A 16,665-nucleotide genomic window follows, 5' to 3' on the forward strand; every position below is an offset into this window, starting at 1 on the left:
GTACATGACCGAAGACAGCACACCCGTTCGGGCGGACGTTCCGCTCGACTACCACCCCGACAGCCTCTTGGGCGTCGCATCGGCGCTGAACGAGCCGGACACGCTCGGCACGTCCGCGTTGGCCGCCGCGCGTGAGGCGTTGCGGCTCGTATACGACGGCATCGGCCGTCTTGCCGACGCGGAGCGGGACTTGCAGGCAATCGCCGATCCCGCCGTGCGCCGCCAGCACCCAGCGGCCAAGGGCGGTCGCAGCCAGATGACAGACAACGTCCGCATGATCGACGGCACACCCACGCGCGTCGTCGATGCCGAGGAGTTCATCAAGGCCGCCGAGAGGGCGATGGACCGGATCGCGCCCGCCATCGACCGCAGGGTGCGCGAGCTGCGCGGCTATCGCGACAAGCTGGCGAGCCGCGTAGAGAGCGCGCTGGACCATCCGCACCGCCGGACGCCGGAGGGCCTGTCGCTCGCGGCGGAGGTGCGCGCGCACATCAAGGGCATGACCAAGCCAGAGGAGCGACTGAGCTTCATCCACAAGGCCGTCGCGCGCGACGATCGCACGACCGTCGCGGCGGTCATCCATGCCCCACCGTTCCTGTCCGGGCTTGATGACGAGACGCATGGCACCATCCGCCAGCGCGCCGCCTCGACGTTCGCCCCGGTGGACAGCGCTCAGCTTGATGCCACGGACTCGGCGCTGCGGCAGGTGATGAACGCGGGCAACGCGCTGTCCGGTCGGTTCGGCAGGGTCATGCAGCTCCGGCAGGCCCCGGCGATGAAGGCGGCGGGCAGTCTCAAGGCGTTGGCTATGGTCGGATAACAATCAACGCAACGCGATCATGTTGATTGCGAGCCAAGCAGGCTTTGCCAGAAACCTCGTTGCTTTCTGTTTCCTGCAACTGGTCGGATGCGGTGAACATCAATTAGGTCAAAACCTGACCGGACCCCTTCGACGGTTACGCGTTGACCGAGATAGCGGCGAGCCGACCTAGTAATGTCGAGTTGCCATACCCCGCCGCCATCCATTTCCAGCGAGTATCCCCATCGCCCTGGGCGCAGTGTTCCGGTCTCTATGTGTCTCGCACCTCTTGGCATGGTGCGTCTCCCCGGAAGTCGATGGCGGTACGCCCCCGCTTTCGACTTCACACCTGATCCTCTGGTGATCGGGGAGTTAGTAAACCGAACACAGTCGGTCCCTACGACCTTTAGGCCCGAGAGCCCTGGACATACGTCGCAGGCTCCCCGACCATAGGGTCAAGGATGTGTCGGACTGCTACGGGCAGTCCAACCGCTGTGTTCGGGGTTACTACGCCCCAGAGCCGTGCGTGGCAGCTCCGTGGTCACAATGGGGCTTAACATGCGGAGAGGCAATCGAAAGGTGTAAGCTACATCCGAGCATTCGGGCTGTCGTAGCGGTAGACAATGCTCGGCCGAGCCGTCTATCAGTTTGAGCGGCGCTCCCCTAATTCGGGTCAACGCGCACAGTTGAGCTGAAATCAGGGGGGCTTATGGCGAGAGAAGAGTTGTCTGTTGATGACCTTATACTCGACCTCGAAAATCCGCGTATTGGTCGTGTGGAGACACAAGCGGAGGCGCTTGAAGCTATAGTCAGGCTGGATACTGGCCACTTCCGCACGATGATGCTGAGCATCAGCGAGCATGGCCTCGATCCGGGCGACTCATTCTACATCGTAGATGAGGGTGATGGTGACGAGTGGGTTGTTGTGGACGGCAACCGCCGCCTCGCGGCGCTGAAGGTGCTCCATGAACCGGCGGTCCTGAATGGCACTGGGCTGGGCGAGACCATCGTAAAGCGTCTCGTGAAGGCCGCCGAAGATTTCGATGCGGCCTCGGCAGAACTAATTAGCTGCGCCAAGTTCGATAGCCGGGCCGATGCGAACGAGTGGATCTTGCGTCGCCATGGACGGGGCATGGAGGGCGAGTCGCGCATCCCGTGGGGCACGCTGGAAATACAGCGCTTCCAGAATGACCGCACGGTCCTCGATGTAATTGACTTCGTGGAGCGCAATTCGACGTTCAGCGATGACGATTGGGCACAAATTCGGGCGGAGGTTGAAGCGAAACCAAGTGTTCTCTCCCGCTTCTTGGAGTCGAAGAAGGGCCGGGATTGGTTGGGTATGTCCACCACTGAGAAGGATGGCCAGAAGATACCTGTATTCAACCGCCAGGCTGAGTTCGTTCTGGATGTCCTATCGACCATATTCCAGGGTATTCACGACAAGGAGATCGACACCCGGAGCCACAACAAGGCATCGGAGATCGAGACCTATTTCGATGCCTTGCCCAAGCGGCTGCACCCCTCTGGCAAGCCAAGCAAGAACAGTGCCGCCTTCCGCGACGTGAAGATCAACGATGGCAAGAAGCGCCCGCGCCTTTCCAAATCAAGCGACAGCAAGGGAAAGGGCACGGGCAAGAAGAAAACGACCAGAACCAAAGGCCCGCGCGCCACATTGGCTCCCTCCAAGCATGGCTTTGTCCAGCCGGAAACCGCCAAGGGACAGGCGCTCGTGCGGGAGGCCTCTCGTCTGCGCCTCGCGCAGACACCCCTGTCGGCGGCGTTTGTTCTGCGCGCTTTTCTCCAACATACCGTGGAGAAATATATGACCGATGAGGGCCTGCCGATGTGGGAGGCCAACAAAAAAGGTAACAATGTTCAATTGAACCTCGCGCAGAAGGCTGAGCGCGTCATTCAGCATTTGGTGGCGAACAAGAGGGCCACCGGCACGGACCTTAGGGGCGTTAAGCGGACACTGACAGGCAAGACTGATCCAGCATCAATTCAGGCCCTGAACGACTACCACCATGACAAGTATGATGTGCCTGCCGCCGACGTGCTGCGGAATGCGTGGGATACCGCTGAGCCGCTTTTCGTAGCGGTCTATGGTGCACCATGAGCAAGCGCATCAAAGGGCGAATACCGCCGTCAGGACGATACTCCCCGCTGCGCTATCCGGGCGGCAAGGGGAAGCTCGCGCGCTTCGTATCCTCACTCATCAAATCGAACGATATTTCAGATGGCCTCTACGTTGAGCCCTACGCGGGCGGCGCGGCGGTCGCCTGGGAGTTGCTGTTGACCGGCATAGTGCGACGGGTCGCCATCAACGATGTGAGCCGCCCGGTGTATGCGTTCTGGCACAGCGTGCTTAATGAGACTGATGAGTTGGCCGCCCTCATCGCGGACACCCCCGTCACTGTTGAGGATCGGGATCGCCTCAAGGCGGTGCTCGCTGCGCAGGACAACGCAAGCGACCTTGAGCTTGGTTTCGCGATGTTCTTCCTGAACCGCACGCATCGCTCCGGGATACTCAATGGCGGCGTAATTGGCGGGCGCGATCAGACCGGTAAGTGGAAGATCGACGCACGCTACAACAAGGCTGATCTCATACAGCGAATAGAGCGCATAGCCGCCGCGCGACGACGAATTGAGTTGACCAACCTAGATGCAATCGATTTTCTCGAAACCTACAGTCCGAAGTGGCCCGCCAAGACGCTCGTATATCTCGATCCTCCATATTACGAGAAGGGCAGCCAGCTCTATTACGATTACTATTCAAATGAGGATCACGAGGCTGTATCACAGGCGGTCCGCTCTCTAACTAACGCCCACTGGATCGTCTCCTACGATGACGTCTCCCCCATCCAAGCGATGTATAACGGCTTGCAAGCGCTCCAATATACGATTGGCTACAGCGCGCGGAACGTTCTGCGTGGGCGGGAGGCCATGTTCTTTAGCGACAGGTTGCAGGTGCCAGATGTGGAGGGCTCTATGGTCGAATTGCATCGATCTAGCCGTGGAGGGGCGCTAATCGCGCCACCGCCTACGAAGGCCGAGCTTGCGGCGCGCAATAGTGTGTCACCGTCTTAGCCACCGTCTTTTTAAGACGGTGGCTCGCTTTCGCGGCCCTAAGTAACTGAAAAAATGGTGGACGCACTAGGGTTCGAACCTAGGACCCGCTGATTAAGAGTCAGCTGCTCTACCAACTGAGCTATGCGTCCACACTGCGGCGTGCCGCGGCCTCTTGGGAAGAGGCGTTCCCGACTCGGGAGGCGCCCATATAGCGGGCTTTTTTGCGATGAAAAGCCCTAATCGCCAACTCAGGCTGCGCGAAGCTTGTCCAGCCGCATCATTGCAGCGTCCTGGATATGCAGTGTCGCGCCGAAGGGGTTGGCCGGATCGTCGCCGATCGACAGGATTCGACCGAATTCCAGCGCGCGGACGGCTGCAAAAGCTTCGTGCAGCGGCAGCCCTGTGACCTGTGGCAGATCCCAGATGGTAATCGTCACACCGAGCTTGTTGGCTCGGCAGACTTCGACCAATACCTTGTCGCAGGTGTCGTCTCCGACCTTCCCGGCGAGGTTGTCGCAGTCGCAATCGATATCGTCGCCGGCCCGTCGCCGGTGATTCTCGGGGGTCATGGTAATGTGCGTTTCTAACGAGCCAACGATTGCCCCCCACCGAGCGTTGGCGTTCATTCTGGTGGGCCTTTAGCCAAACAAATGATAGGTTCCAGTCCCTCAGTAAGGGGACAGGCCCGAAAGCTGATCGACCGATGCAGGCATTTGCGGCACATATCGCGAGAATGGACGATTGCGAGGCGATTCTCGAATACGTATACGCGAGCTGCAAGGACGAGGGCGCTAGCTGGTTCAGCTATCATTTCACCCCGGCGTTCGAATCGCAGACGTCCAAAAAGGCTTTCATCTGGGCCCGCGAATATCCTCTGGAATACCAGAAGCTCTACATCGGCGCGGATTACAGGCGCCGCGATCCCGTGCCCCAGCTGACGTTCGAACACGGTCCGATCCTGACATGGACGGGGGCCCGCAAGCTGGCGCAGGGAGACCGGGAAGCGGAGGCTTATTTCGAGCGGTTGGACGAATTGGGTGTCGACAATTGGGTGGCCTTCGCGCTCTTCGGACCGCGTAATCGCGACGCCTTTGCCCTGGTGCGGTTCGGGCAGGACCCGGACCATTTTGCGATGGGCCGGCTGCAGCAGGTGCAATCCCTGCTGCTCGCTGCCCATCTGCAGATTTGCAAGGTCATCGACGAAGGCAAGCCTTCGGTCGTCCTGTCGGAGCGCGAGCGCGAGGTCCTCGAATGGATGGGGCGGGGCAAATCCTCGAACGATATTGCGACGATCCTCGAGATTTCGCCCGAAACCGTGCGAACCTATACGCGCCGGATCTACGACAAGCTGCAGACCAACGATCGCGTCACCGCGACTGTTCGCGCGCTAAAGCTGGGCCTCGTCGAACTCTAGCGAAGCAATCCGGTGCGCGGAGCCTTCCGGTTCCAGCGGTGGACCATCATCAGCGAGCCGATGCAGATCATGTTGGTTAACATCGAACTGCCGCCATGGCTCATGAAGGGCAGGGGGATGCCGACCACGGGCGCGAGCCCCATGACCATCATCAGATTGATGGCGACGTAGAAGAAAATCGTCGCGGTCATGCCCAGCGCAACCAGCTTGGCGAAGCGATCGCTGCTGGCGCGCGCGACCGACAGCCCCCATCGGAATATCATTGCGAAGGCGCCGATCACCACGAGACCGCCGACGAAGCCCCATTCCTCGGCCATGGTGGCGAAGATGAAGTCGGTGTGCGGTTCGGGCAGGTAGTGCAAATGGCTTTGCGAGCCTTCGTTGAAGCCCTTGCCCGAAAAGCCGCCCGAACCGATCGCGATCTTGGACTGGGTGATGTGATAGCCGTCGCCCAGAGGATCGCTCTCCGGGTCGAGGAATGTGAAGACGCGCTGCTGCTGGTAAGGCTGCAGACCGAAGAAGAATGCCAATGGGGCCAGCACCGCCGCGGCGACGGCGGCACCCAGGAACCAGCGCATTGGCAGACCGGCCGCGAACATGACCATCGCCCCGCCGAACACGATGGCGAGCGAGGTACCGAGATCCGGCTGGAGCAGGACCAGCGCGACAGGTGTCATGATCAGCGCGCCTGCCGGGATCAAGGCCCGCCACGTCGGGATCATTCCGATCGGGAGCGTGGCGTAGAAACGGGCCAGCATCAGCACCACCGCCGGCTTCATCAATTCCGAGGGTTGCAGCTGCATGAAGCCGAGGTCCAGCCAGCGCTGACTGCCGCCGCCGACGAAGCCGATCGCCTCCACGGCCACCAGCATCAGCAGCACGACGATATAGATCGGAAAGGCGAAGAACATCGCCAGCTCGCGCGAAAAGCGGCTGAGCACGAAGGCCATGGCAAGGAAAACGCCGAACCGGATCACATGCGATGAAGCGTAAGGATCCCAGCTTCCGGCGGCCGCCGAAAACAGGACCAGCGCGCCGAAGCCGATCAGGACGAACAGCGGAAAGAGCATCTGCCAGGGCTGCCGCGCAACGGGGGCAGGGACGATACCGGTCACTGCAAGTCGTCCCGGTTGGCCGCGTCGGAGCCACGAGAGACCTCAGCGGCCGTGCGATTGTCGACGCGCGACGGGCTCGCCTGCTCGGCAAGGTTTTCGGTCTGGCGTGCAGCAAGCCGGGCTTCGGCCTCGACCTGATCGAAGATATCCTCGTCGCGGGCTGGTGCCGGCGGGATGACCTGGCCCTCGGCTGCCGCGTAGTTGCGATATTTGGCGTTGAGCCGCTCCTTGGCCGTGCCGCCCCACTGCTGTTCGAGAGCGCGCAACGCTTCCATCCCTTTCGCCGGATCGAACATGAAGGTCATCACGTCCCGAGCGATCGGGTAGGCGGCACCCGAACCGCCGCCATGTTCGATCACGACGGCACCGGCATATTTGGGATTATCGAAGGGGGCGAAGAACACGAACAGGCCGTGATCGCGGAACTTCCACGGCCCGGTCTTGCCGTCCGATTTGCTGAGCGAAACGACCTGGGCCGTACCCGTTTTGCCCGCCATAAGGACGTCTTCGATCGGCAGGCGCGCACGGCCTGCGGTACCGGGCCCGTTGACCGTGTCGCTCATCGCCTGGCGGACATAACCGATCTCGTCCGGGCTGAACCCGAAACTTTCGAACCGGATACTGTCGCTGCCTCGGCGCAGACGCGGCAACACGCGATTGCCCGTTGCCAGGCGGGCGCTCATCACTGCGAGCTGGAGCGGGCTGGCGAGGTAATAGCCCTGACCGATCGACGAATTGACGGTGTCGTAATTCTGCCATTCGCGGCCGAACTTACGCATCTTCCAATCGGGTTCGGGCACCGTACCATAGAATTGGCTGGCCACCGGCAGATCGAATTCTTCGCCGAGGCCCATCTTGTGCGCCCATTGTGCCACCTTCTCGAACCCGACCTGCTGGGCGAAATGATAGAAATAGCTGTCGCAGCTTTGGTAGATGGCCTTCGCCATATCGACGCGGCCGTGGTTGCTCCAGCAGTTGAAGAAGCGATTGCCCACGCGTCGCCCACCGCCGCAGATGATCGATTCCTCCGGCTTAACGCCGGCGTCGAGAAAGGCCATGCAATGCATCGGCTTGATGGTCGAACCGGGCGGGTAGAGGCCCTTGAGCACCTTGTTGCGCAGCGGAACGCGTTCGTCGTCGCGCAGCATGGCGTATTCGACGCGGCCGATGCCTTGCGAAAAGCTGTTGGGGTCGAAACTGGGCATGGAAGCCATGCACAACAGATCGCCGGTGTCGCAATCCATGACGACCACCGAGCCGCTCTCCAGCCCGATGCGCCTCGCAGCATAGTCCTGCAGCGGACCATCGATCGTCAGGCGTACCGGATCACCCTGCACATCCTCGCGCGTTTCGAGTTCGCGAACGATACGGCCCGATGCGGTAACCTCGACGCGACGTGCACCGGGGACGCCGCGCAATTCCTGTTCGAACTGCTTTTCGAGCGCATCCTTGCCGATCTTGTATCCCGGCGTGACGAGCAGGGGGTTGCGGTCCTGTTCGTCATATTCCTCGGCGTTGGCGGTGCCGACGTAGCCGAGGAGATGGCCCACCGTAGGACCGGTCGGGTAGAAGCGCGAATAACCCCTCTGCGGGATGACTCCGGGCAGGTCGGGCAAGCGCACGCTTACAGCCGCGAAATCGTCGTAGCTGATGCCCGAGGCGATTTCGACGGGCTGGTAGCCTGGACCGTCTTCGACCCGCTTGCGGATGTCCGCCGCCTGGTTCTCGTCGAGATCGAGGATGCTGGTCAGCGCATCGATCGTCGCGTCGGTATCGGGGGTGCGTTCGGGAATGATGTCGACGCGGAAATCGGCCCGGTTCGACGCCAGCGGGGCGCCATTACGGTCGAGGATCCACCCCCGACGGGGCGGGATCAGCGACAGGTTTACGCGGTTGCTCTCGCTCTCTAGCTCGTACTTCTCGTTCTCGGCGATGGCGATATAGCCCATGCGGGCGGCCAGCAGCACACCAAGTCCGCCCATCGCCGTTCCAATGACGAAGGTGCGGCGATCGAATGCGTTTTCGAGTGTCGACTGGGTAACGACTTCGCGCGGACGCGCCCGTTTGCGCAGCCGCATCAGACGGCCCTCCACCGGGTCAGCCGGAACCGATCGAGCGTGGCGACAAGCCGCGCTGCAATTGGGAAAAGGAGGATGGTAAGCACGAGTTGCGGAACCAGGGCGATCAGCGAGTGGACGGTCGGTTGGCCACCCGAAAGCAGCCAGCCTGCACCCAGATAGCCGAAAATCAGTATACCCGCGCTGAACCAGTCCTGCCAGAAGGTGCGCCATGGCAGACGGGTGTCGATCAGTTCGACGGCAAGCATGATCATCGACCAGGTAAGAATCGCAAAACCGAAAGGTTGGCCGTTGTAGAGGTCGTCGAACAGACCCAGCGGCATTCCGGCCCAGACCGGCAGCAAGCCCGGACGGACCAGCCGCCAGGCCAGCAGCATCAGCAGGCCGAGCGGGGGGACGATCGGTAACGCGGTCGCGACGGGAAAGATCGGCAGTATCGATGCCAGGACGATCGACGCCCAGGGTACGAAATTGGCAAGCAGTGGAGAATGCGAACGATTGATCCTGCTTCCGTAGGCATCGCTGCGCGAACGCGGGTCGTTGCGTTCCATCACTCGGACAGCTCGCGTTCGATCGGCGTGGCCGCGCCGAGCGCCGCTTCGGGTTCGAATATGGGCTCGACGCTGACGTAATCGGTCGCCGCAGGGTCGCTGACGATCCGCGCCAGGCCGCCATCGTCGGTAGTTTCGGTCAGGATCGCCACTGCGATACCCGGTGGGTAGTATCCACCCGCGCCACTGGTAACGAACACATCCCCGGGGGCGAGGGGATTGATCCCCAGATTGATCAGCTTGATGCGCAGGAGACCGTCGCCGCGTCCTTCGGCGAAAGCGACGACTTCGTCACCGGCCCGACGGACGGGCAGGACGCTCTCGGAATCGGTCAATAGCAGCACGCGCGAGCTTTCGCTGCCGACTTCGAGGATCCGGCCCACCACTCCGCGCGGCGAGCGCACCGGCATGCCGATGGTAACGCCGTCGTTCGAGCCTGCGCCTAGATAGGCGAAACGCCGGGTGCTCGAAGCCGAAGAGCCCACCAAACGGGCCACGGCCACAGGTTCGCGCTCCTCATCCTGCAGGTCGAGCAAGCCCTTCAGGCGCACATTCTCCTGCTTCACCGCCTCTGCTTCGGCTAGGCGGATACGCGCGATCTCCATCTCGCGCTTGAGTTCGGCATTCTTCGAGCCGGCGCGGTAATAACCGCTCACCGTGTCCCAGAACCCTTTCGAACCCGTGCGCACGGTAGCGGCCGTTTCGGTCGCGGGCGAAACCCCATCCTGGGCCACACCGCGCAGCCCCCCGAAGAATTGGGGCTGGAAGAACGACAGTGCGAGCAGGATCGCGCCAATCAGCGCGCCCACGCCCGCGATCACGTAACCGGTGAAGAGGTTGTATTGCGCCCTGCGAGAATACCCCGAGCGCCGTGAGCCTGTCGGCGCCATCCCCTATGCCTTCCTATGCTGTCATCAGGACGCCGCGATAGATCGGGTCCTCCATTGCGCGCCCTGTGCCCACTGCCACGCAGGACAGCGGATCTTCGGCGATGGTGACCGGCAGGCCGGTCTCTTCGCGTAGATATTCGTCCAGCCCGCCTATCAGCGCGCCGCCGCCCGTGAGCACGATGCCCTGGTCGACGATGTCGGCCGCCAGTTCGGGGGCGGTGTTTTCGAGCGCGATACGCACGCCTTCGACGATAGCACCGATCGGTTCGGAAAGTGCCTCGGCAATATGGCCCTGGTTGATCGTGATTTCCTTGGGCACGCCGTTGACGAGGTCGCGGCCCTTGATCGTGATGCTTTCACCCACGCCGTCTTCGGGCGGGCGGGCGACGCCGAAGTCCTTCTTGATCCGTTCGGCGGTGCTGTCGCCGATCAGCAGATTGTGATGTCGTCGGACATAGGACACGATCGCTTCGTCCATCTTGTCGCCGCCGGTGCGGACCGAGGTGGTGTAAGCCAGGCCGCGCAACGAGAGCACGGCGACCTCGGTGGTGCCGCCGCCGATGTCGACGACCATCGAACCGACCGGTTCGGTCACCGGCATGTCGGCGCCGATCGCGGCAGCCATGGGCTCGAGGATCAGGTAGACCTGGCTGGCGCCCGCGTTCGAAGCGGCATCGCGGATCGCGCGGCGTTCGACGCTGGTCGACCCGGAGGGCACGCAGATGGTGATCTCGGGATAGCGCATCAGGCTCTTGCGGCCGTTCACCTTGCGGATGAAGTGCTTGATCATCTCTTCGGCCACGTCGAGATCGGCGATCACGCCGTCGCGCAGCGGGCGGATGGCTTCGATGGAATCGGGGGTCTTGCCCATCATCATCTTCGCATCGTCGCCCACGGCCTTGACGCGCTTCATGCCGTTGATCGTTTCGAGCGCGACCACGCTCGGCTCGTTCAGGACGATGCCCTGATCCTGCACGTAAACCAGCGTATTGGCGGTCCCCAGGTCGATCGCCATGTTCTGCACGCCGAATTTGAAGAGATTGTTCCAGAAGCCCATTGTTGTTCGATTTTCCGTGTTGTCGCGTGATCCGGCGAGAGGGATGCGGCCCGCTCGCACCTATCCGTGGGGAAATGGTCGCGGAGCCTTAGCGAGATTACGCATGGAATGCCAAAAATTTCCGCCGTTACTGCGGGGGATAGCTGAACACGCCATCTCGGATTCCCGGCGCTTCGTCGCTAGAATGGCGAGACCATGCCGCAAATCCGCCGCCTGCCCGAGAATTTGGTCAATCGCATCGCCGCCGGCGAGGTGGTCGAGCGGCCCTCTTCTGCGCTCAAGGAACTGGTCGAGAATGCCATCGATGCGGGCGCGACGCGGATCGCGGTGAAGCTTGTCGAGGGCGGCCTCAACAGCCTTGAGGTGACCGACGACGGTTGTGGCATGACGCCCGACGACATGGCGCTGGCGCTCGAACGCCACGCGACGTCCAAGCTGCCCGACGAAGCGATCGAGCAGGTCGCCACGCTGGGCTTTCGGGGGGAGGCGCTGCCGAGCATTTCGAGCGTCGCACGCTTCACGCTCGAAAGCCGCCCGCATCATGCCGAGCAGGGCTGGAAACGCGTGGTCGATCACGGCGAAACGATGGCGGAGGGTCCCGCAGCGCTGCCGCCCGGAACGCGGGTGCGGGTCGAGAACCTGTTCGCCAAAATCCCGGCACGCCGCAAGTTCCTGCGCACGCCGCGCAGCGAATATGCCGCCTGCAAGGATGTGGTCCTGCGCCTCGCGATGGCGCGGCCGGACGTCGCGATTACGCTCGACCATGGCGAGCGGCGGATTTTCGGGCTGCAGGGCGGGGAAGGGCTGGCCAACCGCATTGCCCAGCTGATCGCGCGCGAACTCAAGGAAAATGGCGTAGCCATCGATATGGAGCGCGGGGCGATGCGGCTGACCGGGATCGCCGGCCTGCCGACCTACAATCGCGGCGTGGCCGATCACCAGTACCTCTTCGTCAACGGTCGCCCGGTAAAGGACCGGCTGCTCACCGGTGCCGTGCGCGGCGCCTATGCCGACATGCTCGCTCGCGATCGCCATGCTGTGCTGGCGCTGTTCCTCGAACTGCCCTGCGAGGATGTCGACGTGAACGTCCACCCCGCCAAGACCGAGGTCCGCTTTCGCGATGCGCAGGGTGTGCGCGGCTTCATCGTCTCGGGACTGCGGCAGGCACTGGCGACCGGCGACAAGCGCAGCGCGCAGACGCCCGATGCGGGCGCCATGAGCCGCTGGCAGCAGGAGCCCGTGCGCGAGGAAGCATCGCCCGCACTGCGCTCGATCTTCGAGGGGCGCGACTGGTCGGCCCCGCAGCAGCGGGTTTCCGAGCCGAGCGCAGCGTGGCCGGGTGCCGATGCCGATGTCATGGCCGAGCCGCGAGGCCGCGCCGAGGAAGCAGCGCCCGTTGCCGAGGAAGCGCGGGACTATCCGCTCGGCATCGCGCGCGGTCAGGTCGCCAACACCTATATAGTGGCCGAGGCGAAGGACGGGCTGGTGCTGGTCGATCAGCATGCGGCGCACGAACGGCTTGTGCTCGAACGCCTCAAGGCAGCAGGCGCGGAGGAAGCGGTCGCGCGCAGCCAGGCGCTGCTGATCCCCGAGGTGGTCGAGCTCGACGAGACCAGCTGCGACCGGCTCGAGGAAGCGGCGCCGAAACTCGCCGAGCACGGCCTGGCGATCGAGCGGTTCGGACCCTCCGCCATGCTGGTGCGCAGCCTGCCGCACGCGATCGCGCGGACCGATCCCGAAAAGCTGCTGCGCGACATCGGCGACGATCTTGCGCTCAATGGCGAGGCGCTGCTGCTGGGCGAGAAGCTCGACCTCGTGCTCGCCACCATGGCCTGTCACGGTTCGGTGAGGGCCGGGCGGGTGCTGCGTGTCGACGAGATGAACGCACTGCTGCGCGAAATGGAGCGCACGCCGCGGTCGGGGCAGTGCAACCATGGCCGGCCGACATGGGTGAAGCTAGCCCTTGAGGACGTCGAGAAGTTGTTTGGGCGACACTAAGAGAGTGGTCTCGCAACTCTAAAGAAGGGGCGGCCTTCGCGTGATTTAGACAGTCACCAGAAGGTTCCGATCACGACGCCGGTTGTGGACGTTCGCCAGTGGAGCGGGACGGTGCGCAAGCGGACGTCGCTGCACACTAAACACTATCGGTTTAGCCAGCCTTCGACCATTGCCGCGGTTCCCGACTGGGCCAATTCGGGCGCGGCGTCCCGGCTGATCTGCCCGTCGAGGGCAAGCGTGCCGATGCCATGGGCAAGACCCCAAACCATTCTTGCACAATCCTCTATCGACCGCCCTTGCACTCCGTGCTCTTCGAAAGCTCGAGCGATAAGCTTTCTCAGGGTTCCTGCCGGTGCGGCGGCTGCTCTGTGGAGCTCGGGATATGTGTCACGTTCCGCGAATTCGGAGCTCTGCATGAGCCGGTAGAGATTGGGGTTGCCAAGGATGAAGCGAACATAATTCGCGGCGCCCGCCGGCAACGCTTCGCGGGCGTTCCGGTGGGCGGCTTCGTTCTCCAGCTTATGCTGCTGCAAGCGCTCGAAACCCGCAGTTGCGACGGCGGCCAGCAGCGCCTTTCGATCCTTGAAATGATGATAGGGCGCCATTGGGCTGACGCCGACCGCACGCGCCAGGGCTCGAAGCGACAGCGCGGACGGACCGTCCGCTTCGAGCCTGTCGAGCGCGGCGGTGAGGAGCGCGCTGCGGAGATCTCCGTGATGATAGCGTTGGTCGTCTCGGGCTTGCATTGACACCTCCTAGCACCTCAACTATGCAGCGTAAACTTTACTGCGTAAGGATTGGTCATGGCTGTTGTGATGACAGGTGGCACGCGGGGGCTGGGCCGCGTCGCGGCGCAGCGAATTTCCTCGCTGCCGGGTCGAAAAATCATGGGCGTGCGTGGCGACGCGTCCTTGCCTCCACAGTGGGAGGGAAAACCGCTGGATCTTGCCAGCCTCGCCTCCGTGCGATCTTTCTGTGAGGCCATTCCGGACGAGCCCATCACACATCTGGTTCTGAATGCAGGTGGACAGCGAGCGACCGCCGCCACCCGCACCGTCGATGGCTTTGAAACGACCTTCGCAACCAACCACCTGGCGCATTACCTGCTGCTACGCCTCGTCATGCCAAGGCTCGGCTCCGGCGCCCACATCGTTATCACATCGAGCGGCACGCACGATCCGCGCGAAAAAACGGGTGTTCCGCCACCACGTCACGCAGATGCCGAACTGCTGGCGCATCCTGATCGCGACCCAGAGGGCGACCGAGTCGCTGCCGTCGGCGGGATGCGTGCATACTCCGCGTCGAAGCTGTGCAATCTGATGACGGCACGTTACCTCGCCGCCACGAATGAGGCACGCGCCGGAAACTGGTCCGTATTCGCTTATGATCCCGGTCTCACGCCGGGCACCGGGCTCGTTCGCAGCCAGCCCTGGATCGTGCGGACGCTGGTCTGGCCGCTGCTGCCGCTGTTCGTTCCCTTCGCGAAGAGTATGAACACCTTGGCGCATGCGGGCCGCGGGCTTAGCGAACTGGCCACGGCCGCAAGGGCCCCGGACGACCGCGTTTATTGCGCCCTGCGCAAGGGTCGGCTGACGTGGCCTGATCCATCCGAATTGGCGAGCGATGAGGCGGCAACCCGCGCACTCTGGGAAGACAGTGCACAGCTGGTCGGTCTGATCTAGGCGACCGCCCACCCGTGCGGGACACGCCGACGTCATACCGATCGCGAAAGGCCATTTCGTTCGCACTTCGGAGCGAATGGTGGGCATTCCAGCCGGATCTGGCTCGATCTGCCGTGCCGAGAAACTGCACTGCGGTCACAGATCCAAGGTTCAGTGAACGAGACCAAGACTGGTACGGTCTCAGTTCCGCGAATATGGGAGAGAGGCCGGAAAACCAATGAGGCCGCGCCGTGGGCGGAACGGTCGAGGAAATCCGTTGACGAACAGTAAGGGAGATATTGATGCGCGCCATAATCCTGCCCCTCTCCGTGGCCCTGGCGTCATGCTCGGCCGAACCGACCGACGAGGAGCGCGCTGCAGCGGTCGCCGAGGTCGAGGCGAACCAGACCCCGGCTCCGGAGCAACTCGAGCTCGACGCCATTCGCTACCGCGAAATCGAACAGCACGATCTCTACGGTCCTGGCTGCAGCTTCGCGCCGGAGGGCGGTGGGCTGTCGGCAGTCGCGCTGGCAATGGCCGAGACCGGATATTTCCTGCGCGGCGGTGAGCTGGTTACGTTAGCGGCGGATAAAGGCAGCGTGGAATTACCCTACCTCGCGAGGCGCGAATATGACGGCACGAGCTATTCGATGACGATCGATCTAGACGAAGCCGAGGGCGAGCAGGCAGGCGAGGAAGTCAGCGATTTCCCGGCGACGTTGACGATCCGCGATGCGAACGAACAGGTCGTGTATCGCAAGAGCGGCATCGCCCAGTGCGGGGCCTAGCTTAGTCGGTGCCCTGCGGATCGCGTGTACGGATCAGTCCGTTCGACTGCATCTCCAGCACGATCTCGTCATGCTGGTTGAAGGTCCTGATCCTGGTCTTGAAGATGCCCATTTCGGGCCGTGAGGCGCTGCGGCGCTTCTCGAAGATCTCGGTTTCGCAGCGCAACGTGTCGCCCGGATAGACCGGTTTCTTCCAGCGAAGGTTGTCGACACCCGGCGAGCCGAGGCCGGCGGATTTCTCCTTCGCCATGTTCTCGACCATCATCGCCATGGTCATCGAGCAGGTGTGCCACCCGCTCGCAGACAATCGACCGAAATGCGTCTGTGCCGCCGCTTCGTCGTCGAGATGGAAAGGCTGCGGGTCGTATTTCGACGCGAATTCGATCACCTCTTCGCGCGTGACTTCGTAGCGGCCGAAGCTCCGCCTTTTTCCGATCTCGATATCTTCGTAGAACTGCATTTCAAAATGCAATGGATCACAATGACGGGCGAAGCAACATCCAAATGCCCATGCCGATCATGGCCAGGTTTTCCGTCAGCGAGACGAAACCCAGCGGTACATTGCCCGATCCGCCGACGCAGGCGCATTTGATGCTGCGCTTCTGGATGTAGACCGCGTAGAACACGCTGACGGCACCGATGGTGCCGATGGTCAGCGCGATCGGGATCGACAGCCAAGGAAGCAGGCGTCCGGCCATCAGGATCGCGGCGGTCGCTTCGAGGAATGGATAGGCATAGGCGTAGGGCACCCAGCGCTGGCCCAGCAAATCGTATCCGACGAACATGGTCGAGAATTGCTCGACATCCTGGAGCTTGAGCATGGCCAGCATGGCCATCGAGAAGGCGACGAACCATTCGGCGGTGCGGATGGTGAAGGGGGATCCGTAGCTGAAGAAACTCAGCGCCACAGCCAGTGCGGCACCCACCGCAAAGACAGCTAGGACGGGAGTATAGCTGGTCTCGTCCTCGCTTCCCTTGTCGTAACCCAGGTGCTTGCGGAGTTCCGTATAGCCGCCGATGCGGGCCCCATCGATAAATGTCTGAGGGGTTGTCTCGACACCATGCTCCGCTTTGAACGCGTTGGTCTGTTCGCGCGTGGACAGGTGACGGTCTTCGACTGCGAAACCCTCCCGCTCGAGGAGCCACTTGGATTTCGTTCCATAGGGACAGACGTGTTTGTCCATCACCATGCGGTAGAGTTCTGCAGTCTTCTTCATAGCGGTCGAATATACCCTAGGGGGGTAT

The 16,665-nt window shown here is 62.5% G+C and carries 17 protein-coding genes and 1 tRNA gene; 7 read left to right on the plus strand and 11 right to left on the minus strand.

Going from position 1 to position 16,665, the window contains the following annotated elements:
- Window positions 1–4 precede the first annotated feature (4 nt).
- Window positions 5–820, plus strand: coding sequence for a hypothetical protein (locus ASS64_RS01610; protein ID WP_067688783.1), 816 nt, complete (start codon window positions 5–7; stop codon window positions 818–820).
- A 17-nt stretch (window positions 821–837) separates the two neighbouring features.
- Here ASS64_RS01610 and ASS64_RS16905 read toward each other — a convergent pair whose 3' ends face one another.
- Window positions 838–1,095: a DUF5818 domain-containing protein gene (locus ASS64_RS16905; RefSeq protein ID WP_255356005.1), complete on the minus strand. Its 258-nt coding sequence runs from the start codon at window positions 1,093–1,095 to the stop codon at window positions 838–840.
- A 413-nt stretch (window positions 1,096–1,508) separates the two neighbouring features.
- Between ASS64_RS16905 and ASS64_RS01615 the strand changes: the two genes are divergently transcribed.
- Both ASS64_RS01615 and ASS64_RS01620 read left to right on the plus strand, forming a co-directional pair.
- A complete protein-coding gene (locus ASS64_RS01615; protein ID WP_067688786.1) occupies window positions 1,509–2,915 on the plus strand; it encodes a hypothetical protein in 1,407 nt (468 codons plus the stop codon).
- A complete protein-coding gene (locus ASS64_RS01620) occupies window positions 2,912–3,886 on the plus strand; it encodes a DNA adenine methylase (RefSeq protein ID WP_083508109.1) in 975 nt (324 codons plus the stop codon). Before ASS64_RS01615 ends, ASS64_RS01620 begins: the two co-directional genes overlap by 4 nt.
- Before the next feature lie 55 nt (window positions 3,887–3,941).
- On the opposite strand, the gene ASS64_RS01625 is transcribed toward ASS64_RS01620, so the two are convergent.
- Together ASS64_RS01625 and ASS64_RS01630 are read right to left on the minus strand one after the other, a co-directional pair.
- A tRNA-Lys gene (locus ASS64_RS01625) sits at window positions 3,942–4,017 on the minus strand.
- 99 nt (window positions 4,018–4,116) lie between these two features.
- Window positions 4,117–4,437 carry a hypothetical protein gene (locus tag ASS64_RS01630; protein ID WP_067688789.1) on the minus strand — a complete coding sequence of 107 codons (321 nt, stop codon included), beginning with the start codon at window positions 4,435–4,437 and terminating at the stop codon, window positions 4,117–4,119.
- Window positions 4,438–4,601: 164 nt separating this feature from the next.
- Between ASS64_RS01630 and ASS64_RS01635 the strand changes: the two genes are divergently transcribed.
- Complete coding sequence (locus ASS64_RS01635) at window positions 4,602–5,282, plus strand: LuxR family transcriptional regulator (RefSeq protein WP_067688792.1); 681 nt, start codon at window positions 4,602–4,604, stop codon at window positions 5,280–5,282.
- Here ASS64_RS01635 and rodA read toward each other — a convergent pair.
- Genes rodA through ASS64_RS01660 form a run of 5 tightly spaced genes read right to left on the minus strand, consistent with a single transcriptional unit; the run spans window position 5,279 to window position 10,973 of the window.
- Window positions 5,279–6,352 (minus strand): rod shape-determining protein RodA, encoded by a 1,074-nt coding sequence (gene rodA, locus ASS64_RS01640; protein ID WP_067688795.1) that lies wholly within the window; start codon window positions 6,350–6,352, stop codon window positions 5,279–5,281. The two genes, ASS64_RS01635 and rodA, sit on opposite strands and share 4 nt — an antisense overlap.
- Window positions 6,353–6,393: 41 nt before the next feature.
- Window positions 6,394–8,475 (minus strand): penicillin-binding protein 2, encoded by a 2,082-nt coding sequence (gene mrdA / locus ASS64_RS01645; RefSeq protein WP_067690293.1) that lies wholly within the window; start codon window positions 8,473–8,475, stop codon window positions 6,394–6,396.
- Window positions 8,475–9,026, minus strand: a complete 552-nt coding sequence (locus tag ASS64_RS01650; protein WP_067688798.1) for a rod shape-determining protein MreD — start codon at window positions 9,024–9,026, stop codon at window positions 8,475–8,477. Before ASS64_RS01650 ends, mrdA begins: the two co-directional genes overlap by 1 nt.
- A complete protein-coding gene (gene mreC, locus ASS64_RS01655) occupies window positions 9,026–9,916 on the minus strand; it encodes a rod shape-determining protein MreC (RefSeq protein ID WP_067688801.1) in 891 nt (296 codons plus the stop codon). Before mreC ends, ASS64_RS01650 begins: the two co-directional genes overlap by 1 nt.
- A gap of 13 nt (window positions 9,917–9,929) precedes the next feature.
- Window positions 9,930–10,973, minus strand: a complete 1,044-nt coding sequence (locus ASS64_RS01660; protein ID WP_067688804.1) for a rod shape-determining protein — start codon at window positions 10,971–10,973, stop codon at window positions 9,930–9,932.
- Window positions 10,974–11,168: 195 nt separating this feature from the next.
- Between ASS64_RS01660 and mutL the strand changes: the two genes are divergently transcribed.
- Window positions 11,169–12,971, plus strand: coding sequence for a DNA mismatch repair endonuclease MutL (gene mutL / locus ASS64_RS01665; protein ID WP_067688807.1), 1,803 nt, complete (start codon window positions 11,169–11,171; stop codon window positions 12,969–12,971).
- Window positions 12,972–13,114: 143 nt separating this feature from the next.
- Here the strand turns inward: mutL and ASS64_RS01670 are convergent, their stop codons facing one another.
- Window positions 13,115–13,717, minus strand: coding sequence for a TetR/AcrR family transcriptional regulator (locus tag ASS64_RS01670; protein WP_067688810.1), 603 nt, complete (start codon window positions 13,715–13,717; stop codon window positions 13,115–13,117).
- A 57-nt stretch (window positions 13,718–13,774) separates the two neighbouring features.
- Here ASS64_RS01670 and ASS64_RS01675 point away from each other — a divergent pair, with 57 nt between their 5' ends.
- Entirely contained in the window at window positions 13,775–14,653 is an 879-nt protein-coding gene (locus ASS64_RS01675) for an SDR family NAD(P)-dependent oxidoreductase (protein WP_067688813.1), read from the plus strand.
- A 281-nt stretch (window positions 14,654–14,934) separates the two neighbouring features.
- Window positions 14,935–15,420 carry a hypothetical protein gene (locus ASS64_RS01680; RefSeq protein WP_067688816.1) on the plus strand — a complete coding sequence of 162 codons (486 nt, stop codon included), beginning with the start codon at window positions 14,935–14,937 and terminating at the stop codon, window positions 15,418–15,420.
- Window position 15,421: 1 nt separating this feature from the next.
- Here the strand turns inward: ASS64_RS01680 and ASS64_RS01685 are convergent, their stop codons facing one another.
- Together ASS64_RS01685 and ASS64_RS01690 are read right to left on the minus strand one after the other, a co-directional pair.
- Window positions 15,422–15,880, minus strand: a complete 459-nt coding sequence (locus ASS64_RS01685) for a MaoC family dehydratase (protein WP_067688820.1) — start codon at window positions 15,878–15,880, stop codon at window positions 15,422–15,424.
- Window positions 15,881–15,896: 16 nt separating this feature from the next.
- A complete protein-coding gene (locus ASS64_RS01690; RefSeq protein WP_067688822.1) occupies window positions 15,897–16,637 on the minus strand; it encodes a MauE/DoxX family redox-associated membrane protein in 741 nt (246 codons plus the stop codon).
- Window positions 16,638–16,665 lie beyond the last annotated feature (28 nt).

The organism is Erythrobacter sp. AP23 (genome assembly GCF_001542855.1).
GTDB lineage: Bacteria > Pseudomonadota > Alphaproteobacteria > Sphingomonadales > Sphingomonadaceae > Qipengyuania.

Bases quoted from the DNA above. Each gene is read 5' to 3' on its own strand.
- ASS64_RS01610 (WP_067688783.1), top strand. From the start codon at position 5: ATGACCGAAGACAGCACACCCGTTCGGGCGGACGTTCCGCTCGACTAC.
- ASS64_RS16905 (WP_255356005.1), bottom strand. From the start codon at position 1,095: ATGCCAAGAGGTGCGAGACACATAGAGACCGGAACACTGCGCCCAGGG.
- ASS64_RS01615 (WP_067688786.1), top strand. From the start codon at position 1,509: ATGGCGAGAGAAGAGTTGTCTGTTGATGACCTTATACTCGACCTCGAA.
- ASS64_RS01620 (WP_083508109.1), top strand. From the start codon at position 2,912: ATGAGCAAGCGCATCAAAGGGCGAATACCGCCGTCAGGACGATACTCC.
- ASS64_RS01630 (WP_067688789.1), bottom strand. From the start codon at position 4,437: ATGACCCCCGAGAATCACCGGCGACGGGCCGGCGACGATATCGATTGC.
- ASS64_RS01635 (WP_067688792.1), top strand. From the start codon at position 4,602: ATGGACGATTGCGAGGCGATTCTCGAATACGTATACGCGAGCTGCAAG.
- rodA (WP_067688795.1), bottom strand. From the start codon at position 6,352: ATGCTCTTTCCGCTGTTCGTCCTGATCGGCTTCGGCGCGCTGGTCCTG.
- mrdA (WP_067690293.1), bottom strand. From the start codon at position 8,475: ATGCGGCTGCGCAAACGGGCGCGTCCGCGCGAAGTCGTTACCCAGTCG.
- ASS64_RS01650 (WP_067688798.1), bottom strand. From the start codon at position 9,026: ATGGAACGCAACGACCCGCGTTCGCGCAGCGATGCCTACGGAAGCAGG.
- mreC (WP_067688801.1), bottom strand. From the start codon at position 9,916: ATGGCGCCGACAGGCTCACGGCGCTCGGGGTATTCTCGCAGGGCGCAA.
- ASS64_RS01660 (WP_067688804.1), bottom strand. From the start codon at position 10,973: ATGGGCTTCTGGAACAATCTCTTCAAATTCGGCGTGCAGAACATGGCG.
- mutL (WP_067688807.1), top strand. From the start codon at position 11,169: ATGCCGCAAATCCGCCGCCTGCCCGAGAATTTGGTCAATCGCATCGCC.
- ASS64_RS01670 (WP_067688810.1), bottom strand. From the start codon at position 13,717: ATGCAAGCCCGAGACGACCAACGCTATCATCACGGAGATCTCCGCAGC.
- ASS64_RS01675 (WP_067688813.1), top strand. From the start codon at position 13,775: ATGGCTGTTGTGATGACAGGTGGCACGCGGGGGCTGGGCCGCGTCGCG.
- ASS64_RS01680 (WP_067688816.1), top strand. From the start codon at position 14,935: ATGCGCGCCATAATCCTGCCCCTCTCCGTGGCCCTGGCGTCATGCTCG.
- ASS64_RS01685 (WP_067688820.1), bottom strand. From the start codon at position 15,880: ATGCAGTTCTACGAAGATATCGAGATCGGAAAAAGGCGGAGCTTCGGC.
- ASS64_RS01690 (WP_067688822.1), bottom strand. From the start codon at position 16,637: ATGAAGAAGACTGCAGAACTCTACCGCATGGTGATGGACAAACACGTC.